The organism is Cupriavidus sp. DF5525 (assembly GCF_040149425.2).
Classification (GTDB): Bacteria; Pseudomonadota; Gammaproteobacteria; order Burkholderiales; family Burkholderiaceae; genus Cupriavidus; species Cupriavidus pickettii_A.
In genome coordinates, this window is sequence record NZ_CP168267.1 from 1062363 (window position 1) to 1079267 (window position 16905).

A 16905-nucleotide genomic window follows, 5' to 3' on the forward strand; every position below is an offset into this window, starting at 1 on the left:
GCTGCCGCTTATTCTGAACAGGAGACGAATAGATGGACTTCCGAAGAAACCCGAATCTGGATGCGTTCCGCCAGGAGGTGCGCGCATTCCTGCGTGATCATCTCCCCGCCGAGCTGGCCGGCCGGAACAGTGGCGTGCGCTCGGAGCGTGCGGAGCTGGTGGCATGGCAGCGCATTCTGAACGCGCACGGCTGGGGCGCACCACACTGGCCCGAAGAGCACGGCGGCACTGGATGGTCGCTGCAGCAGCGCCTGGTCTTCGACGAGGAGTGCGTCGCCGTCGGCGCACCCACGCAGGATGGCTTCGCACAGAAGCTTGTGGGCCCCGTGCTGAATCGCTTTGCGACGCCCGAGCAGAAAGCCGAGCATTTGCCACCGATCTTCACCGGTACGCGGCTGTGGTGCCAGGGCTTCTCCGAGCCTGGCTCCGGGTCCGACCTTGCTTCACTGCGCACCCAGGCCGTGCGCACCGGCGATCACTATGTTGTGAATGGCCAGAAGATATGGACCAGCTACGCTCACCAGGCGGACTGGATCTTTCTGCTGGTGCGGACCGACCCATCGGTAAAGAAGCAGGCGGGCATCAGCTTCCTGCTCGCTGACATGAGAACTCCCGGCATTACGGTGCGACCGATCGTCAGCATAGATGGGCGCCATCACCTGAACGAAACCTTCTTTGACGACGTGCGCGTGCCGGTGCGCAACCTCATCGGCGCCGAGGGTGAAGGCTGGAAGATCACCAAATTCCTGCTGAACAACGAACATGCCTCGTCCGCCGACCTGCCCACGCTCCTGCGCATGCTCAATCGGCTCAAGCAACTGGCAACCCAGCGCGCCGGCCGCGGCGCGCTGGTCGAGCGGCACGTGTTCGCGCTGCGGCTGGCACGATACGAAGCCGAGGTGCGCGCGATCGCCGTGATGGTGCAGCGGGTCGCGGCAATGGAGGCCGACAACAGCCCGGCCACCCATGCCATGGGTTCGATACTGAAGGTCCGCGGCACCGAACTGCAGCAGAAGATGAGCGAGTTCCTGGTCGAGTCGTTGGGCGACTCTGGCGCCGTGGCGAATACAGTCGCGGGCCAGCGGTCGGCGACCTGCCCTGACCAGACGGGAGACGGGCACGGCCTGGCCGCCGAGATGTTCTTTCGGCGCGCGGCGACGATCTACGGCGGCAGCAGCGAGATCCAGCGCGGCATCGTCGCCAAGACAATGTTCCAATTCTGAACCCCGGGGCTTGACCATGAACTTCAATCTGAATCCGGAGCAGCAACTGCTGCAGGACAGCGTTCGTCGCTACATCGACAAGGCCTACAGCTTCGACGAGCGCGCCACCATGCTAAAGGAGGAGACGGAAAACTGCACCCGACACTGGCAGGCCTTCTCCGACAACGGCTGGCTGGCGGCCGCCCTGCCCGAGGAGTATGGCGGCCTGGGCGGTACTTTGCTGGATACTGCCTTGATCGCACAGCAGTTTGGCCGGGGCCTCGTCATTGAGCCCTATCTCGGTTGCGCGGTGCTGGCCGCGCAGACCCTAGTGGCTGCCGCGGGCACCGCGCAGAAGGATCGCCTGGTGCCGGGGCTGGCCGACGGCTCGATCCGCCTGGCGCTGGCCTATAGCGAGCCTGCGTCGCGCGGAGACCCCGCCGTGGTAAGCCTGACCGCGACGCCGAATGCGGGCGGTTACCTGCTGGACGGCCGCAAGACGCTGGTGCTGGGCGCCGATGAAGCGGACGGCTTCATCGTTTCCGCGAGGATCACGGCCGCGGACGGCAAGCCCGGGGCCGAGGGCGACACAGCAATCTCACTGTTCCTCGTGGATGCAGCCAGTCCCTGCCTTTCGCGAGAGATCCTGGCGCTGCACGACGGCAGCGGCGCTGGCGAACTGGTGTTCGACCGGCTACAGGTCAGTGCCGGGGCAATGCTTGGAACACCAGGGTCGGGCTTGCCGGCCTTGCAGCATGGCCTGGCACACGCGATCATTGCACTCTGCGCGGAACTGATCGGCGGCATGGAGAGGGCCATCGAGATTACCGCCGAGTACCTGAAGATCCGCAAGCAGTTCGCCGTTCCCCTCGCCAGCTTCCAGGCACTGCAGCACCGCATGGCTGACATGGCCGCGGAGCTGGAACTTTCCCGCTCCATGCTGTATGCACTGCTCGCTTCGGTGGAGAACGACGACGACGCAGCCAGGCAGCACACGATCTCGCAAGCCAAGTTTCTGATTGGCCGGGCAGCCAGGTTCGTCTGTGGCCAGGCGATCCAGTTGCACGGCGGCATTGGCATGACCGAAGAATACACGGTGGGCCATTTCTTCAAGCGTGCGGTTGTCGCCGATGTGCTGTTCGGCAACAGCGATCAGCATGAGGCAGCGTGCGCAGCGGCGCTGCAGCACACACTGCGTCCTGGTCACAGTGCACGATTGCCCGCGTCGACTGTCAGCGCTTAGCACCCGCACCCGCACCCGCACCCGCACCCGCAGGCAAATTTTGCACGCGCCCGGTGGGCTGGTCGTCGGATGGGCGCAATTGCTGGGGCTCACCTGCATGCGGCACGTCTGTCCTGCATGCCGCGCGCTGCCGCTGGGTGCTGACGGTGCTCTACCTGGGCGGGCTGCGGGCAGCCGAGGTGACGGGCACCCCCTTGGGGGCGTTCTTCTGTCGGCGCGACGGCTCGGGCATCGAGCGCTGGTGGCTGGAGGTAACCGGCAAGGGCAACAAGGTGCGCCTGGTACCGGCCACCGATGAGCTGATCGCCGAGCTGGCGCGCTACCGCCGCGCCAACAGGCTGGCGCCCACGCCGCAACTTGGCGAGACGCGCCCGCTGGTGCTGCCAGTGATCGGCCGTGAGACGGGTCGCGAGCAGGGCCGCGAGAAGGCCCTGTCACGCGGGGCGCTGCATCTGATTCTGAAGGAAGTATTCGGCCTGGCGGCCGCGCGCCTGCGTGCGCGCGGGCCCGAGTGGGAGACGCAGGCCGCAGTGCTGGCCAGCGCCTCCGCGCACTGGCTGCGCCACACCGCCGGCTCACACATGACCGACCAGCAGGTCGACCTGCGCTATCGTAGAACAAAGGAAAGTCGTCACCGATCCCGAAGGAATGTCGTCAATTCGCGTGACAACGGTAGAGAAATCGCACGCAACATCAATAAAATCAATTACTTAAGCAAAGCGAAGGAAAGTTGTCACCGCGGAAGGATCGCGAAGTGTCAATTCAGCGTGTGCGACGCGCCAACAGGGCGGAAAAAGGCTATGTGCCATCGTCCATCTGGCAGCCGCGATTGGGCGCTAGAGCGGGAAACGACAATCCTGGCCAACGTGCCTTTTTATCGCTGAATGCAGATATAGTCGGAGCCCGTGGGGCGTCTAGCCCAGGCTCTTGCATCCCAAGCCATACTCAAAGTATGAGCGCATCAACGCCTTGCGGTACTCCGGCCTCATGGGTCGAACACTGCCGGGTCGCCACACCTGCCCACCATAGCGTGCTCGGCAATGCGCGCAGCGATACGGTGCCTCGAGACGTTGCACGTTCAAGCAGAACGGGGTTTCGTGACCGCACTGAAGACAGGCGGACTCCATGGGGTAACGATGAGCAGGACATCGAGTCGCGCTCGCCATTTGATGCAAGAGGCAGTGGTAGCCGCGTGACATACAAGAACGACAGTAGCGGAGCACTTCGCAATAGCGTCGCTGCTCGGCGTTCTCGATGAGCGCCATCTGCAGCGTCTTTTTGGTCAAGCCCAAAGCCTCATTTAGCCGGACAGTATTCACCGATCCCTGCCGCGGTGGGATAGTCTCGTAAGGATCCAGGTCCGGCCTCAGCAACCGCATCATCGCGGCACCAGACAACCCATTCGCCATTTTGAACTTCCACAAGATCGAGACAAGCGACTCCCATGGCTCGATCCACTTCTTGTCGAATACGTAGCCCAGCGCCGGTGTGAGCTTTGTCTCGTCGAGCGTGAGGATAGGAAAGCGCGGCGCTCCCGCCTCACAAGGCGGCGGCGACGAGCACACGTCCGGTTGCATGGCGTGACTGAACGTAACCGCAATGCCGTACCGCATGAGCCCACAACGCTGGCTCGGGACAGTAGCCCGGGCAATCCCTGATCTCGCTGTCTTTCAGTAGGATCTCGACGGCGCGAGCGAATGACTCCATGGGAATCTCGAGTTGGCCTGGCAAACTGGCCTTGTGGTGCGCCGTCTCGAAGGCCTCCCACAGCACGTCGGCATCGCTAACCAGCCGATAACCAGCATCAAAGGCTTGCGGAACGTAGAATCGGGTAAAGCTCCATTGGCTACGCTCAGGATAAGCCGTCTCGTCATAGCCGCTCAGACATGTCGCCACGTCCTTCGCATTTCGAATCCCGTAGAAAGCTAACTCCTCGACCATCAGCCGCGCGACAATTTGCGTCTTCCCTGCCAACTGCATGGCCGTCTTCTGCGCTAGTAATTCCTGCTGCCCGACGAGGAAGGTGAACAGCTTGATTTGCTGTCGGTCCAGCGCATCGTGAACATCGCGCAGCCATTCGTATTCATTGTCGTTGTAGCGCTGCGCCTCATCACAGAAAAGCAGAACCGTGCCACTGCCTGCCCGAGCAGCGGCCTCACGTATCCGTAGAGCGAGGCGCATACGTTTGGCCGGGTTGGTGCCAGCGTTAGGATCCTGATCACCAACCGCTTCAAGCAGGTTTGCGAAGAACGGTCCTTCGGCATGCCTCGGCTTGTGTTCGCATCGTGCGTGGTAACTCGTCATGCGTGGGTGATTGCGTGCGAGCAGCAATCGCACGTACTCTATCGCCCGTGTCTTACCGATGCGCGACGGGCCGTAGATCAACGCGCCCATGATCCTGTAGTGAAGACATCGAGTGACCAGTTCGTAGAGTTCTTCGATGGCCGGCGTGGCGATGCGATAGTTGCCGGTGACCAGGGGGTGCAGCGATGGATCGATCGGACGCGGTATTTGAAGCGACATGATGACTCCCACGCGAGTGACAGGGTTAAAAGACCTGGCCGGTACCAATATTCAGTTTCTTCGGACGAGTCGGTGTTTTCTGCTCGGAAGCCTTTTCTTCGGTCTTCGCTGACTCGGCGTTCGTTGTGGTCTGCGCGGCAGATGCTCCCCGCCCCATCGCAGTTCGCGCCGTCGGCGCGGACGACAGAATCCGCTTTGCCTCAGCCAGATCGGATGCAGCCTTCCGTGTTTTCTTTGCCTGCCCCATCTTTCCGTCGACGTAGTCGGCAATGGGATCCGCCTCGACTTCCCCACGCGGCCGCTTCTTGTCTTTCCTCTCCTTATCGATTTGCTGGCGTAGTTTCAGGTTGTGCCGCATCACGCCCCAGCTCCCTTGCGCCTCCAAGAGCCCTAACTCAACGCCGTCAGGTTGAAAGGCGCGGACACAGCGAAGATCATCGGCATTCATATAGATGAGCAGGCTCTTGCCGATCAGATCCGTGCTGCACGCAAGGATGTTGCTGGTGTATCGCACGCCATACAAGTTGATGTGCGGTCGGATGCCCCGGTCGAGGTATGCTCGCACTGTGCAACGCCTCGCCGATTGCATCAGGCACAGCGTGCGGCGCCGATGTTCGGGAAGCCATGTCACCAACTGTTCCTTGCCCCGAATGAAATACTCCATCGCCTCAAGTGGCGTGACATTGTTCAGGCTGGCATGCGGCGTACCGTTGTAGCTCGCGATCGCATATTCGACCAACTCCTCCAACTCATCAAACGACACAAACAAGCGTAGTTTTCCCTTGGGATCGGCTAGAGCGCGCCGCAAATCACGGGGATGCGAACCCGTATAGCCAGGCAATCTGGAAGACAGTCTGCTCGCAATGGTCCCGAAGAAGCGTTCAATGTAGGGTCGATCATCGGGGCTGTACTTCGGCCCTGCGTCTGCACAGCAGCCAACGAATTCGCACAAGGCATCCAGTGTCTCCTTTGCGAGGTTCGCCTTCGCATTGTCAAGCTTTATCCACTCCCAGGTTGTGTACGCGAGCTCCGGCAGGCGCTGTGAGGGAAAGCCGTCGTGCGAACCATAGACCAAACCAGGGATCGTGAAGTCGCGCGGTCGATGCGGTTCCAGGGCCCCGCGGTGGGACTGGACTCATAGCCGCAGTGCGGGCAGATTTGCGCAAGCCTTTGCCCACACTCCTCGCAGAAATTGGCTCCCGCGGGATTCTCAAACCCGCAATTTGCGCAGCGCATGTTGCCCTCTGAATGCCGCCTGCCACGAACCCATTAGAGGCGCAATCACCGCCCTTCGCAAGACAGATCGTGGAGTCGGAGTAGGAGCCGAGCTGGCCACTTCGAGTTTCGCAGGGCCACCTTCACGCAGCGTCTGGAAGACGAAGCCGAGTTCACGCCGGGGTAGATGCCACCCTGGCCGATTGCCTGCTCGCGGGATGCCACGCCTTGCTCGTCGATGAGCATACCCAGGTCGCCGGGGTCCTGGAAGTCGAGCATGATGGTCAACAGGGTCAGGCTGGCCACTGAGGTATCTGCGCGCGCTCGCAGCACCGCGAGCGCGGAGGAGAGCATCGTCCCACCCACGCACCAGCCGAGCGCGTTGAGTTTGTCGGCGCCGCTGATGGCCAGCGCCACTTCGATCGCTTTCCTGACGCCCTGGCTCAGGTAATCGCCCCAGGTAACGTGGCCACACGTGGCATCGGGGTTGCGCCACGACATCAGAAAAAGCGTGTGGCCTTGTTCGACGGCGAACCGCACAAACGAGTTCTCTGGCTGCAAGTCCAGGATGTAGATTGTTGATGGACGGCGGCACGATCAGCAGCGGGCGCGTTGCCACCCGTTCGGTTAGCGGCGCGACTGGATCAGCTGAAAAAGCGCGTCCTCGAACACAACCGCGCCTTCGGACATTGCCACGTTCTTGCCGATCTCGAACGCCGGTCTCGTCGATGATCGACAGCCCGCCTTTGCGCATGTCCGCGAGCAGGTTCCTGAGGCCGGCCTGCAGGCTCTCGCCCCGCGTCTCGAACGCGAGTTGCAGCACCTCCGGATTGGTCGCGGCAGAGTTGGCAGGGCTCATCGCATCGATGAACTGGCGCGTGTAGAAGCGCAGCCGTTGCTTGGCGGGCTAGTCAAACGCCGCGGCCTCGACCATGTCTTCGGCTAATCTGGCGTTGAGCAGGTAGCTTTGCTTGAGCAAGCTGTAGAAGGGATTGTCGCGCCATTCGACGGCGCTGAAGGGGCGATCGCCCCGCTCGGGCGCGACCTCCGCTTCGGGCGGTCGATCGGCCATGCTGGCAAGCATCCGCGTCCAAAGCGCGAACTGCTGCTGGAAATAGTGCCATTGCAGACCCGCGAACGGTCCTGCGCCGGGCTGCACAGATGGTGCGTCGGAGGAACCGGGGACCTGTGCGGCTGGGTTAAGCATCATGGCCAGCCACAGGCTCTGTCCCGATTGGATGAAGCCCTGCAAATATTCGTCAGGAAGGTTGTAGGGCGATGCCATCGATTTCTCCATGATCCCGGGTGCCGTGGCGGCCGTCGGCCAGCGCGTCCATGCCCTACTTGGGATGCAGCAACTTCTTAATCTCCTCCATATGCTCCGTGGCCCGCTGCGTGATGGTGGCCAGCGCATCGACCTGCGACTTGCGTGCCATCTCCGCGAGATCCTTCATATCGGTCAGCGCCGTCTGATAGGCCACGCGAATCGTCTCCGCCTGCTTGCCAGGGTCGATCAAGCCAGCGCCACCGGCCTGGGCCTGGGCAAAGTCCTGGATTTCCTGCATGGTCCGGGTCAGGATCTCGGATTGCTTCTGTGCCATGGCTTGCATCGCCTCATAGGTAACCTTGTTGCTCTCGGCTAGCGCCTCCATGTCCTTGCGCTGCGACTCGATGATCGGCGACATATCAAGCCCGGGGACCTTGAAGTCCAGCATCATCTTGGTCACGTTGGCGAAGGGGTTGGTTTGGGTGGTCATCATTGTCTCCTGTTGAAAGGAATCGTTGCGGGTTCGCAGGCAGGCAGCGGCGATAATCGCCAACGCCGTCGCGCCTAGGTGGAGGTGGGAGGTCCGGGAGAATTCCTCGTCGATATGCACCGCGTTGTTGTCGCCCGAGACGGCGGCGAACAGCACGATATCCACCAGCCCCTTCGTAAACTGCTTGGATCTTGCCGCCCTCACAATCCGTGCGTCGAACGTGGCTGGACGCAACGCACATCTTCCGAAAAATCCCGTTCCGACTCTGATCTGTTGCGGCACGTGCGCGCCTACATCTGTTCTATAGCCTGTTCCGGGTAGGAATGCTGTCCGCAAGCGTACCGTCCCGCAGAATTTCACGTCCATGTCCGTACACGCGCGAGTCCCGCCGTTAGGGGCCGCTTCGGCTCAGCGGAGCTGCTCGAGGATCGCTGGATTCTCAAGCGTCGACACATCCTGCGTGATCACCTCGCCATTCGCTAGCGAACGCAGCAGCCGGCGCATGATCTTGCCAGAACGCGTCTTCGGCAAGTTGTCGCCAAATCGAATGTCCTTCGGTTTCGCAATCGGTCCGATCTCCTTGCTCACCCACGCCCGCAACGCGTTTGCGATCTTCACCGCTTCCTCGCCCTCGGGGCGCGCGCCCTTCAGCACCACGAACGCAATGACGGTTTCGCCGGTGATCTCGTCCGGCCGGCCGACCACGGCAGCCTCGGCCACCAGCGCATTCGCAGCCAGCGCCGACTCGATCTCCATGGTGCCAAGCCGGTGGCCGGACACATTGAGCACATCGTCGATACGCCCCATGATCGTGAAATAGCCCGTCACAGGGTCACGGACGGCGCCATCGCCGGCAAGGTACAACTTGCCGCCAAGCTCTTCCGGGAAGTAGCTCGACTGATAGCGCTCGGGGTCGCCCCAGATGGTGCGCAGCATCGCGGGCCACGGGCGCTTGATCACCAAGATCCCGCCCTGTCCGGCAGGCACGTCCTGCCCGGTTTCATCGACGACCGCCGCCATGATGCCCGGCAACGGCAGGGTGCACGAGCCCGGCACAAGCGGCGTCGCGCCGGGCAGCGGCGAGATCATGTGCCCGCCCGTCTCGGTCTGCCACCAGGTATCGAGGATCGGGCAGCGTGCGCCGCCGATGTTGGTGTAGTACCACATCCACCCTTCCGGATTGATCGGCTCGCCGACGGAGCCAAGGATGCGCAGCGACGACAGGTCATAGTTCGACGGACTCACCTTTTCGTCAACAGCGGCTGCCTTAATGAGCGAACGGATGGCGGTTGGCGCGGTATAGAAGACCGTGACCTGGTGCTTCGCGATCATGTCCCAGAAGCGGCCCGCGTGCGGGTAAGTCGGCACGCCTTCGAACAGCACCTGGGTGCCGCCGACCGCGAGCGGGCCATAGGCAATATAGCTGTGGCCGGTGATCCAGCCAATGTCAGCGGTACACCAGAATACATCCGTCGGCTTCCAATCGAAGGTCCATTTCATGGTCTGCGCGGCCCACAGCAAAAAGCCCCCGGTGCTGTGCTGCACGCCTTTCGGCTTGCCGGTCGAACCAGAGGTGTACAGGATAAAGAGCGGATGCTCGGCGCCAACCCACTCCGGTTCACAGGTGCTGGCCTCGGCTTGCGCCAGTTCATGCATCCACAGATCGCGATCCGCGTTCCACTGTATCTTGCCGTCCGTGCGCTGGTACACGATCACGCTCTTCACCGCCTCGCACCCGCCCAGCGCGAGGGCTTCGTCCGCGATACTCTTCAGCGGCAGGGCTTTGCCGCCGCGCATCTGTTCGTCCGCGGTGACCAGCGCAACGGCACCCACACCCACCAGCCGTTCGTGCAGCGATTTCGCGGAGAAGCCGCCGAACACAATCGAATGCGTCGCGCCGATTCGCGCGCATGCCTGCATGGCGACCACGCCCTCCACCGACATTGGCAGGTAGATCACGACACGGTCACCCTTCTTCACGCCACGTCTCCTGAGCGCGTTCGCGAAGCGGCACACGCGTTGCAGGAGATCCTGGTAGGTCACGGTGGCCACGGTGCCATCGTCGGCTTCAAAGAGGATAGCAACCCGGTCGCCATTGCCGGCCTCGACATGGCGATCAAGACAGTTGTACGAGGCGTTTAGCTCTCCATCCTCGAACCACGTGTAGAACGGCGCGTTCGACTCGTCCAGGACTTTGGAGAAAGGCGCCTTCCATGTCAGCGTCTCGCGTGCGAGACGCCCCCAGAAGCCGTTGTAGTCGGCTTCAGCCTCGGCGACGAGGGTCTTGTACGCGTCCATGCCAGAGATGGCCGCATCTGCCGCAAGCTCTGCGGGCGGCGGGAACAGGCGGTGTTCGTGGAGAACCGATTCAATGGATTTCATTGCTTACTCCTGCGTACATATTGAGCATGGGGCCATGCCGCCGCGCCATCCTCTGCCTTCCTCCCTAAAACAAGCGGCTCAAGGCCTTTGCCAAACTGTGCACGCAATCGCCTTTGAAGTCGGTACGCCGCCGTACCCGGTGCGCGGCACCGGCGCGATCAGATGCCCTGGCGAGCGTCCAGGTAATCCAGTGCCAGGTGCTTCTGCAATACACGGGCTTGGCGCAAGGCGTCGAGCAATGCGCGCCGCTCGCCCGCCTCCAGTTCGTCCGGGTCCACATGGTTGTGCATGGGCATGCCGCGTTCGAAGCAGCGCTGCTGTGTCTTCAGGCGCAACCTCTGGATGCAATCGAAAGCGAGGATCCACGCTTGCACATCCTTCGGCGCCAGGCGTCCCATCTCGCTGGCCCGCCTGAGGCGATGCGCCGTATTGCTTGCGCGAGCGCCGCAAGCCAGGCCGTAGATGCGGGCCGCATCGACGAACAGCGTGGCGGCGTCCAGCTTCAGATCGATCGTTCCGGCGAACTCACCGCGCTTCGCGACCACGAAGTCCCGCAGTAAACCAAGCGGTGCTTTGCGCCGCAGTGCATTCGCGGTCATCTGGAACAGGAAGCGCGGATTGTCCGGCGCCATCTTCCCGAGCCAACCCATCAATGCCTGCGCCAGCTCCCGGGCGCCGTAAAGCGGCCGCAAGTCGAAGAAGATGGTGGCGTTAAGCAACCCCGGCGGATCACCTTCGATGATCCAGCTCGCGAAGCGCTCCCGCCATTCATGCAGGTCCAGGCACCATTGCGGATTGCTCGCCATAATCTGGCCGGTGCACAGCGGGAACCCGCAAGCATCGAGCGTTTCGTTGATGCGCAGCGCCAGCGGCAGCATCCGGTCGCGCATTGCCTCTGCGCCGCCGCTGCCCGCTAGGATTATCCCGTTGTCCTGGTCGCTCGACAGTGTCTGTTCCTGGCGGCCTTCGCTGCCGAGGGCGATCCAGCACCAGCGCATGCCCGCCATCTCCTCCCCGGCACAGGCGAGATCGATCACGCGCTGCGTCAATGCATCGTTGAGCGTCGAGATGAGCCGGGTAGTCGGCTCGCTTGCCGCCTGGCCCGCCACGCGCTGCCAGAGCGATCGAATCTCCGCGGCTGCCCGCTGCAGGTCCCTTTCGTCCTGCGCGCCGGCGACGCGCAGCCTGGCTCCCGCGATATCGCGCGAGAACGCACCGCCCCCCACGGCAGTCGGGTCGAAGGCGGCATCGGGATGGATCGTTGGCGGATCGCTCATGGTCGATTCCTCAGTACCGGATCCGCGCATAGTGGGTCTGTTGCGCGGCATCGCGTGCCTCCTTCAGCGTGAAGATGCCTTTTTCCGCGAGCAAGGGGGTCATCTTGAGAAAAACCTCGCCGGTGACGATCGCGTCGCCCAGCGCGGTATGGCGGCCGATGATCGCCACCCCGAAACGGCCGGCGATCGCCTCCAGCGTGTGCTCAGCCTGATGGGGGTGGATCACTTGCGATAGCAGCAGCGTATCGAGGACCGGCTGGGTGAAGGCCGTGCCGGTTCTTGCCTCCAGCATTTGCAGGAACTTCATGTCGAACGCGGCATTGTGCGCGACAAGCACGGTGTCAGCGGCGAAACGGTGGAACTGCGGCAGTACCGTTTCGATCGGTGGCTGGCCATTGAGCATGGCTTGCGTGATGCCGTGAATCGCGATCGACCCGGCGCTCAGCGCGCCACGCGGCTGGATCAGCTGGTCGAAGCTTTCCCGCTGCAGCAGCCGGCCATTGACGATGCGCAAGGCACCGATGGAGATGATCTCATCGCCGGCTGCGGGATCCAGCCCGGTGGTCTCGGTATCGAACACCGTGAAATTGAGTTGCGAGAGCAGGCACTGGTCGGCCTCGGCGCTCTGTCCCGGCCTGTGGAACAAGTCGAAATCGTAGAATTCCGGGCGGCCTTCCTGTGCCGGCGGGATGTCCAGCGCCGGCCCCGGCTCGGACAGCGGCAGCATCAGACGATAGCGAGCGACATCAGGCGACGCCCCGGCGGAACACACGGCTTCGCCGCCTTGACGCGCGATCAGTGCGCTCAGCGAGAGCGCTGCGCCGGCCGCGGTGATCGGCAACGGCGCGTTCTCCCACACCCGCAGCGTGTCGGCGGTCAGCGGCGTGCCGCGCCAGGTGAGATCGAGATAGGCCAGCCGGCCGGCACGATGCAGCCCGAAGCGCAACTCGGTGACGCTGGCTTCGGTGGCGAGCCGCTGCGCAAGATAGGCCAGCGCCTGGGTCAAGGCGTAGCTGTCCACCTTGAGCCACAACGTGGCGTCGACCGTATCGCTGGTGGTAACGCTGAGCGAGGGGCTGCCGATTCGTCGCACCAGCAGCGCGAGCAGATCGGCGCCGCGCATCTCTTCTAGTTCCTGACGGCTGTCCATCCCGGCGCCGCGCTGATCCACGGCACGGTCGATCTGGTACACCAGGCGCTGCGATTCGTCGTCGATGATGCCGGTGAGCTGAGTCCGCTTCTCCGCGCTCATTTCCGGGTACGCCTGGATGGCTTCCACCGCCGTACGGATACTCGCCAGCGTGGCGCGCGCATCTTGTGTGAGCGACTGCAGCAACGCGTCGCGGCGGCTGTCGGCCTCGACGTTGCGGGTGATGTCTTCCAACGTCAGCACGAAGCCATTGAGGGTGTGTGCGCTGTCGAACACCGGCGCCATCTGCGCGCGCACGATCTGGCCGTGCGCGAGCGTGGCGACAAATCCGGATACCGGTCTCGCCGCGCCGTCCTCGCTCTCCCGAAGTTGCTGCTGGATCTGCTCCAGCGCATGCAGGATAAGCCCACGTTCGATCGCGCCGAACACAGAGCGGCCCAGCCCGATTGCCGCCGTGCCGGCCGCAGGCGCGCCGCCCCGCCCGGCGTCAAGCAACTGCCTGGCGCTGTCGTTGTAGAGCAGTATTTGCCCTTCGATATTGCAGACCAGCACGCTCAAGGAAAGCTCCGCCATGAGCGCGGCGAGCCGGTTCTTTTCCTCGGCCAGCGCGCGGTTCGCCAACTCGATTTTCTGCTGCACGCCATCGTGCAGCGTCTGATTGGAAGCTGCCAGCAGGTTGAGCGCTTCTCCGAGGATGCGCACGCCGCGCGCCCCCTGTGGCTCGATGCGGTGCCCAAGGTTGGCCGCAAGCAGCGCGGCGTCTTCGGCCAGGCGCGCCACTGGCGTCAGGTAAGCGTCGAACAACGCCTTCAGGCCAAAGCCCAACGCTAGCAGCAGCAGTGCCGCGAGCGCGATCCATAGCGCACGGCGCTGCAACACCAGCGCGGTCAACCACGCGCGCTGTGCCGCCGGCAGATCGATCGCAAGCGGCAAGAACATCGCGCCGACGACAAACAGCTGCACCAGGAAGAGCAGCGCCAACGTAACGCCAAAGCGGTGTTTCGCGATCCACTTTTGAATCATTCGCGTGCTCTCTGGCCGCTCGCGAGCAAGGCGCTCACCTGCTCGACCAGCGCCCTGGTGGAAAACGGCTTGGTGATATAGGCATCGGCGCCCAGCGCGAGGCCCTTGGCCACCTCCAGGTCTCGTCCCTTCGCCGACAGCATGACCACCTTGACCCGATCCCAAGCCTTGTTTTCCCGGATCTTCTGGCAGACCTCGAAGCCGCTAAGCAACGGGAGCATGATGTCGAGCAGGACCAGATCGGGCTGAAACGCGGTCATCTGCGCCAAGGCTGCCTGCCCATCGCGCGCAATGCCTACTTCGTAGCCGCTCTGCTGCATCAGGAATTCCAGCGGGATCACGATGTTCGGTTCGTCATCGACGATGAGGACTTTGTGGGTCATGACGTTGTCTCCGGTGCCTTCTGCAGCGGCAGCGTGAATACGAACACCGCGCCGTTTTCCGGCGTCGCTTCCAGCCACAGCCTACCGCCGAAATGACGGATGATTTCCCGGCTGATCGGCAATCCCAGCCCGGTGCCCTGGGGCTTGCCCGCCAGCCTGTCGCCGCCCTGGCGGAACTTGTCGAAGATAAGCTCCCGGTCCTGCGGACGCACGCCGCCCCCGTTGTCTCGCACCGCAACACGCAAATCGTTGCCCACCACCTCCAGGCTCACCGCGACGCGGCCGTGCGCCCGGTCGCAGAACTTCACCGCATTCGACAGCAGGTTCAGCATCACCTGCATCAGCCGGTCGGGGTCGGCCAGCAGCAGCGGGACCTGCGGGGGCAACTGCAACGCAAGCTGAATGCGTTGCTCCAGGAACAGGTGCCGAGTAGCGTCCACCGCGTCCTGGATCACCTGCTTCAAGTCTAGCGGTACGGTGTGCCATTCGGTGCTACCGGATTCGATCTTCGCCAGGTCGAGCACGTTGTTGATGAGGCGTGTGAGGCGCTCGCTTTCCTTGATTACAAGGTCGAGGTATTCGCTGCGTTTGTCAGCGGCAAGATCGGGATGGTCGCGCAGGATTTCCGAGAAGGCACGGATTGACGTCAGTGGCGTGCGCAGCTCGTGGGTCACGGTCGAGATAAAGTCGTCCTTCATGTGGTCGAGTTCGGTGAGCCGCACGTTGGCTGCCTTGAGTCCAGCCGACACGGTCTCGAGCTCACGCGATTTCTGTTCCAGTTGCCGGCTGTAGGCGACCGCTTGCGCGGTCTCATCCAGGATCGCCATGGCTTCGTCCAAGCCGAGCGGTGCCTCACTCACCGCAGAAGCGATCACTGCCCGCGCCGATGCGGCGCCAATTGCGCCGGCCAGCTGGATCTCCGCGAAATGCACCAAGTCGGCGTCGGTCGACCGCCCGTCCGCCCTGCCTTGCTCACGAAATCGCGCATAGGCCTCATCGGCACGCGCGGCGCCAAGGAAACGCCGCAGCAACGCGAGTACCGCATCCACCGAAGCGCTGCCACGCCATACATGGGGTTCCCGCGCGCTGCCGCTGTGCGCGTAGGCATCGACGAACAGGATGGCCTGCACCCGCTCCACCGCGCTTTGCGTGGTCGTGAGCGACACGCCGACATAGCCACCGACGTTCGCCAGCATGCTCCAGAACAGCGCATGCGAGACCGGATCCAGGCCGTCCAGGCCAAACAGCTGCCGCGGCCTCAGCCAGCCTATGCCGAACGGCCCGTATTCGACAAAGCTGGCCGGCACCCAGCCGGACTGCGCAAACGATGGCAGCAGGAGCGTGTAGGCCCAGAGCAGGAAGCCGGCACCCAGCCCGACAAGCGCGCCTTGCCGCGTACCGTTCTTCCAGTAGATCGCGCCCAGCATCGCGGGCGCGAACTGGGCCACGGCCGCGAACGAAATCAAGCCGATCGAAACCAACGCGTAGGCTTCGCCGGCCAGGCGGAAGTAGGCGTAGCCGAGCATCATCAACAGCACGATTGCCGCGCGCCTGATGGTCAGCAGCAGCGCATTGATATCGGCGCGATGGCTAAACCGCAGCGGCTTAAGGTGCAGTAGCAACGGCATCACCAGGTCATTGCAGACCATGGTGCTAAGTGCGATGGTCTCGACGATGACCATGCCAGTGGCCGCCGACAGCCCGCCGATAAACACCAGGAGCGTGAGCGCCGGGGACTGCTCCCCGATAGGCAGGGCTAGCACGTACATATCCGGATCGACTTCGCCCCCTGGGAAGTGCAGGATCCCCGCGAAGGCGATGGGCAGGACAAAGACATTGATGGCCAGGAGATACAAAGGCAATAGCCAGGTGGCCGTCTTCAGGTGGTTTTCGTCGATGTTCTCGACGACTGCGATCTGGAACTGGCGCGGCAGGAGCAGCATCGAGAACATCGACAGCACGATCAGCACGGCCCATGCGCCAAAGGTTACGTTACCGGCACCCGCCGAATCGCCATTCAACGTCAGGAGCGCTTTCAGGGCAGGCACCCCTTCGGCACGCCCGAACAGGTCCCCGAATCCGTCGTAGATGCCAAAGGTGACAAAGACCCCCACCGCAAGGAACGCCACCAGCTTGACCAGCGATTCGAAGGCGATCGCGGCAACCATGCCTTCATGGCGCTCTGCCGCATCGACGTGACGGGTGCCAAACAGGATGGTGAACACCGCCAGCATCAGCGCGAGGTAGAGCGTCGTGTCCGACCAGACCGGCCCGGCTTCGTCGCCCCGCATGCCGAGGCCGGGGGAATGCGCCAGTACCGCGACACTTGCCGAGACCGCCTTCAGCTGCAGCGCGATATAGGGCACGATGCCAATCACCGACACCAGCGTGACAAGGCCGCCGAGCAGCGCGCTCTTGCCGTAACGGGAGGCAAGGAAGTCGGCAATCGAGGTGATGCGGTTGTTTTTGCTGATGTGGATGATCTTGCGCAGCAGGGTCCACCAGAGTGCCGCCATCAGCGTGGGGCCGAGGTAGATGGGCAGGAAGCCGATGCCGCTGAGCGCAGCCCGGCCGACGCTGCCATAGTAAGTCCATGAGGTTGCGTAGACGGCCAGCGACAACCCATACAGGTACGGGCTGTTTATCATGCTGGCACCGGCATCCGCGCGCCTATCGCCGTAGAACGCAATCGCAAACAACATGCCGAGATACGCGAACGACGCCAGCGCAACGACCCAGCCATCCAGCAT

12 protein-coding genes and 3 pseudogenes are annotated in these 16905 nt (G+C 63.1%); 3 read left to right on the top strand and 12 right to left on the bottom strand.

All coding sequences use genetic code 11. From position 1 onward, the window contains the following. Window positions 1-32: 32 nt before the first annotated feature. The 3 genes and pseudogenes from ABNX08_RS39480 to ABNX08_RS39490 form a co-directional block, all read left to right on the top strand. The gene (locus ABNX08_RS39480; RefSeq protein WP_349609711.1) at window positions 33-1223 is read left to right on the top strand and encodes an acyl-CoA dehydrogenase; all 1191 of its coding nucleotides are present in this window, start codon (window positions 33-35) and stop codon (window positions 1221-1223) included. A gap of 16 nt (window positions 1224-1239) precedes the next feature. Then, window positions 1240-2445: an acyl-CoA dehydrogenase gene (locus ABNX08_RS39485; protein WP_349609713.1), complete on the top strand. Its 1206-nt coding sequence runs from the start codon at window positions 1240-1242 to the stop codon at window positions 2443-2445. Window positions 2446-2558: 113 nt separating this feature from the next. Continuing rightward, a pseudogene (locus tag ABNX08_RS39490) lies at window positions 2559-3062 on the top strand (integrase); the annotation flags it as partial. Window positions 3063-3984: 922 nt separating this feature from the next. On the opposite strand, the gene ABNX08_RS39495 reads toward ABNX08_RS39490, so the two are convergent. The 12 genes and pseudogenes from ABNX08_RS39495 to ABNX08_RS39550 form a co-directional block, all read right to left on the bottom strand. After that, a complete protein-coding gene (locus tag ABNX08_RS39495; protein WP_349609715.1) occupies window positions 3985-4968 on the bottom strand; it encodes an ATP-binding protein in 984 nt (327 codons plus the stop codon). Between the two features lie 25 nt (window positions 4969-4993). After that, window positions 4994-6088: pseudogene (locus ABNX08_RS39500) on the bottom strand (integrase); the annotation flags it as partial. 50 nt (window positions 6089-6138) lie between these two features. Beyond that, window positions 6139-6204: pseudogene (locus ABNX08_RS39505) on the bottom strand (zinc-ribbon domain-containing protein); the annotation flags it as partial. A gap of 45 nt (window positions 6205-6249) precedes the next feature. After that, the gene (locus tag ABNX08_RS39510) at window positions 6250-6723 is read right to left on the bottom strand and encodes an alpha/beta fold hydrolase (RefSeq protein WP_349609717.1); all 474 of its coding nucleotides are present in this window, start codon (window positions 6721-6723) and stop codon (window positions 6250-6252) included. Window positions 6724-6810: 87 nt separating this feature from the next. Beyond that, window positions 6811-6879, bottom strand: a complete 69-nt coding sequence (locus ABNX08_RS39515) for a hypothetical protein (protein WP_349609751.1) — start codon at window positions 6877-6879, stop codon at window positions 6811-6813. A gap of 211 nt (window positions 6880-7090) precedes the next feature. Further along, complete coding sequence (locus tag ABNX08_RS39520) at window positions 7091-7468, bottom strand: hypothetical protein (RefSeq protein ID WP_349609719.1); 378 nt, start codon at window positions 7466-7468, stop codon at window positions 7091-7093. 55 nt (window positions 7469-7523) lie between these two features. After that, a complete protein-coding gene (locus tag ABNX08_RS39525) occupies window positions 7524-8105 on the bottom strand; it encodes a phasin family protein (protein WP_349609721.1) in 582 nt (193 codons plus the stop codon). Between the two features lie 243 nt (window positions 8106-8348). Next, entirely contained in the window at window positions 8349-10322 is a 1974-nt protein-coding gene (gene acs, locus ABNX08_RS39530) for an acetate--CoA ligase (RefSeq protein ID WP_349609723.1), read from the bottom strand. 158 nt (window positions 10323-10480) lie between these two features. After that, window positions 10481-11599 (bottom strand): DUF294 nucleotidyltransferase-like domain-containing protein, encoded by a 1119-nt coding sequence (locus ABNX08_RS39535; protein ID WP_349609725.1) that lies wholly within the window; start codon window positions 11597-11599, stop codon window positions 10481-10483. 10 nt (window positions 11600-11609) lie between these two features. Further along, complete coding sequence (locus ABNX08_RS39540) at window positions 11610-13772, bottom strand: exonuclease domain-containing protein (protein WP_349609727.1); 2163 nt, start codon at window positions 13770-13772, stop codon at window positions 11610-11612. After that, window positions 13769-14155, bottom strand: a complete 387-nt coding sequence (locus ABNX08_RS39545) for a response regulator transcription factor (protein ID WP_042876714.1) — start codon at window positions 14153-14155, stop codon at window positions 13769-13771. The genes ABNX08_RS39540 and ABNX08_RS39545 overlap by 4 nt, the downstream gene beginning before the upstream one ends. Then, window positions 14152-16905 (bottom strand): ATP-binding protein, encoded by a 2754-nt coding sequence (locus ABNX08_RS39550; protein ID WP_374063745.1) that lies wholly within the window; start codon window positions 16903-16905, stop codon window positions 14152-14154. Before ABNX08_RS39550 ends, ABNX08_RS39545 begins: the two co-directional genes overlap by 4 nt.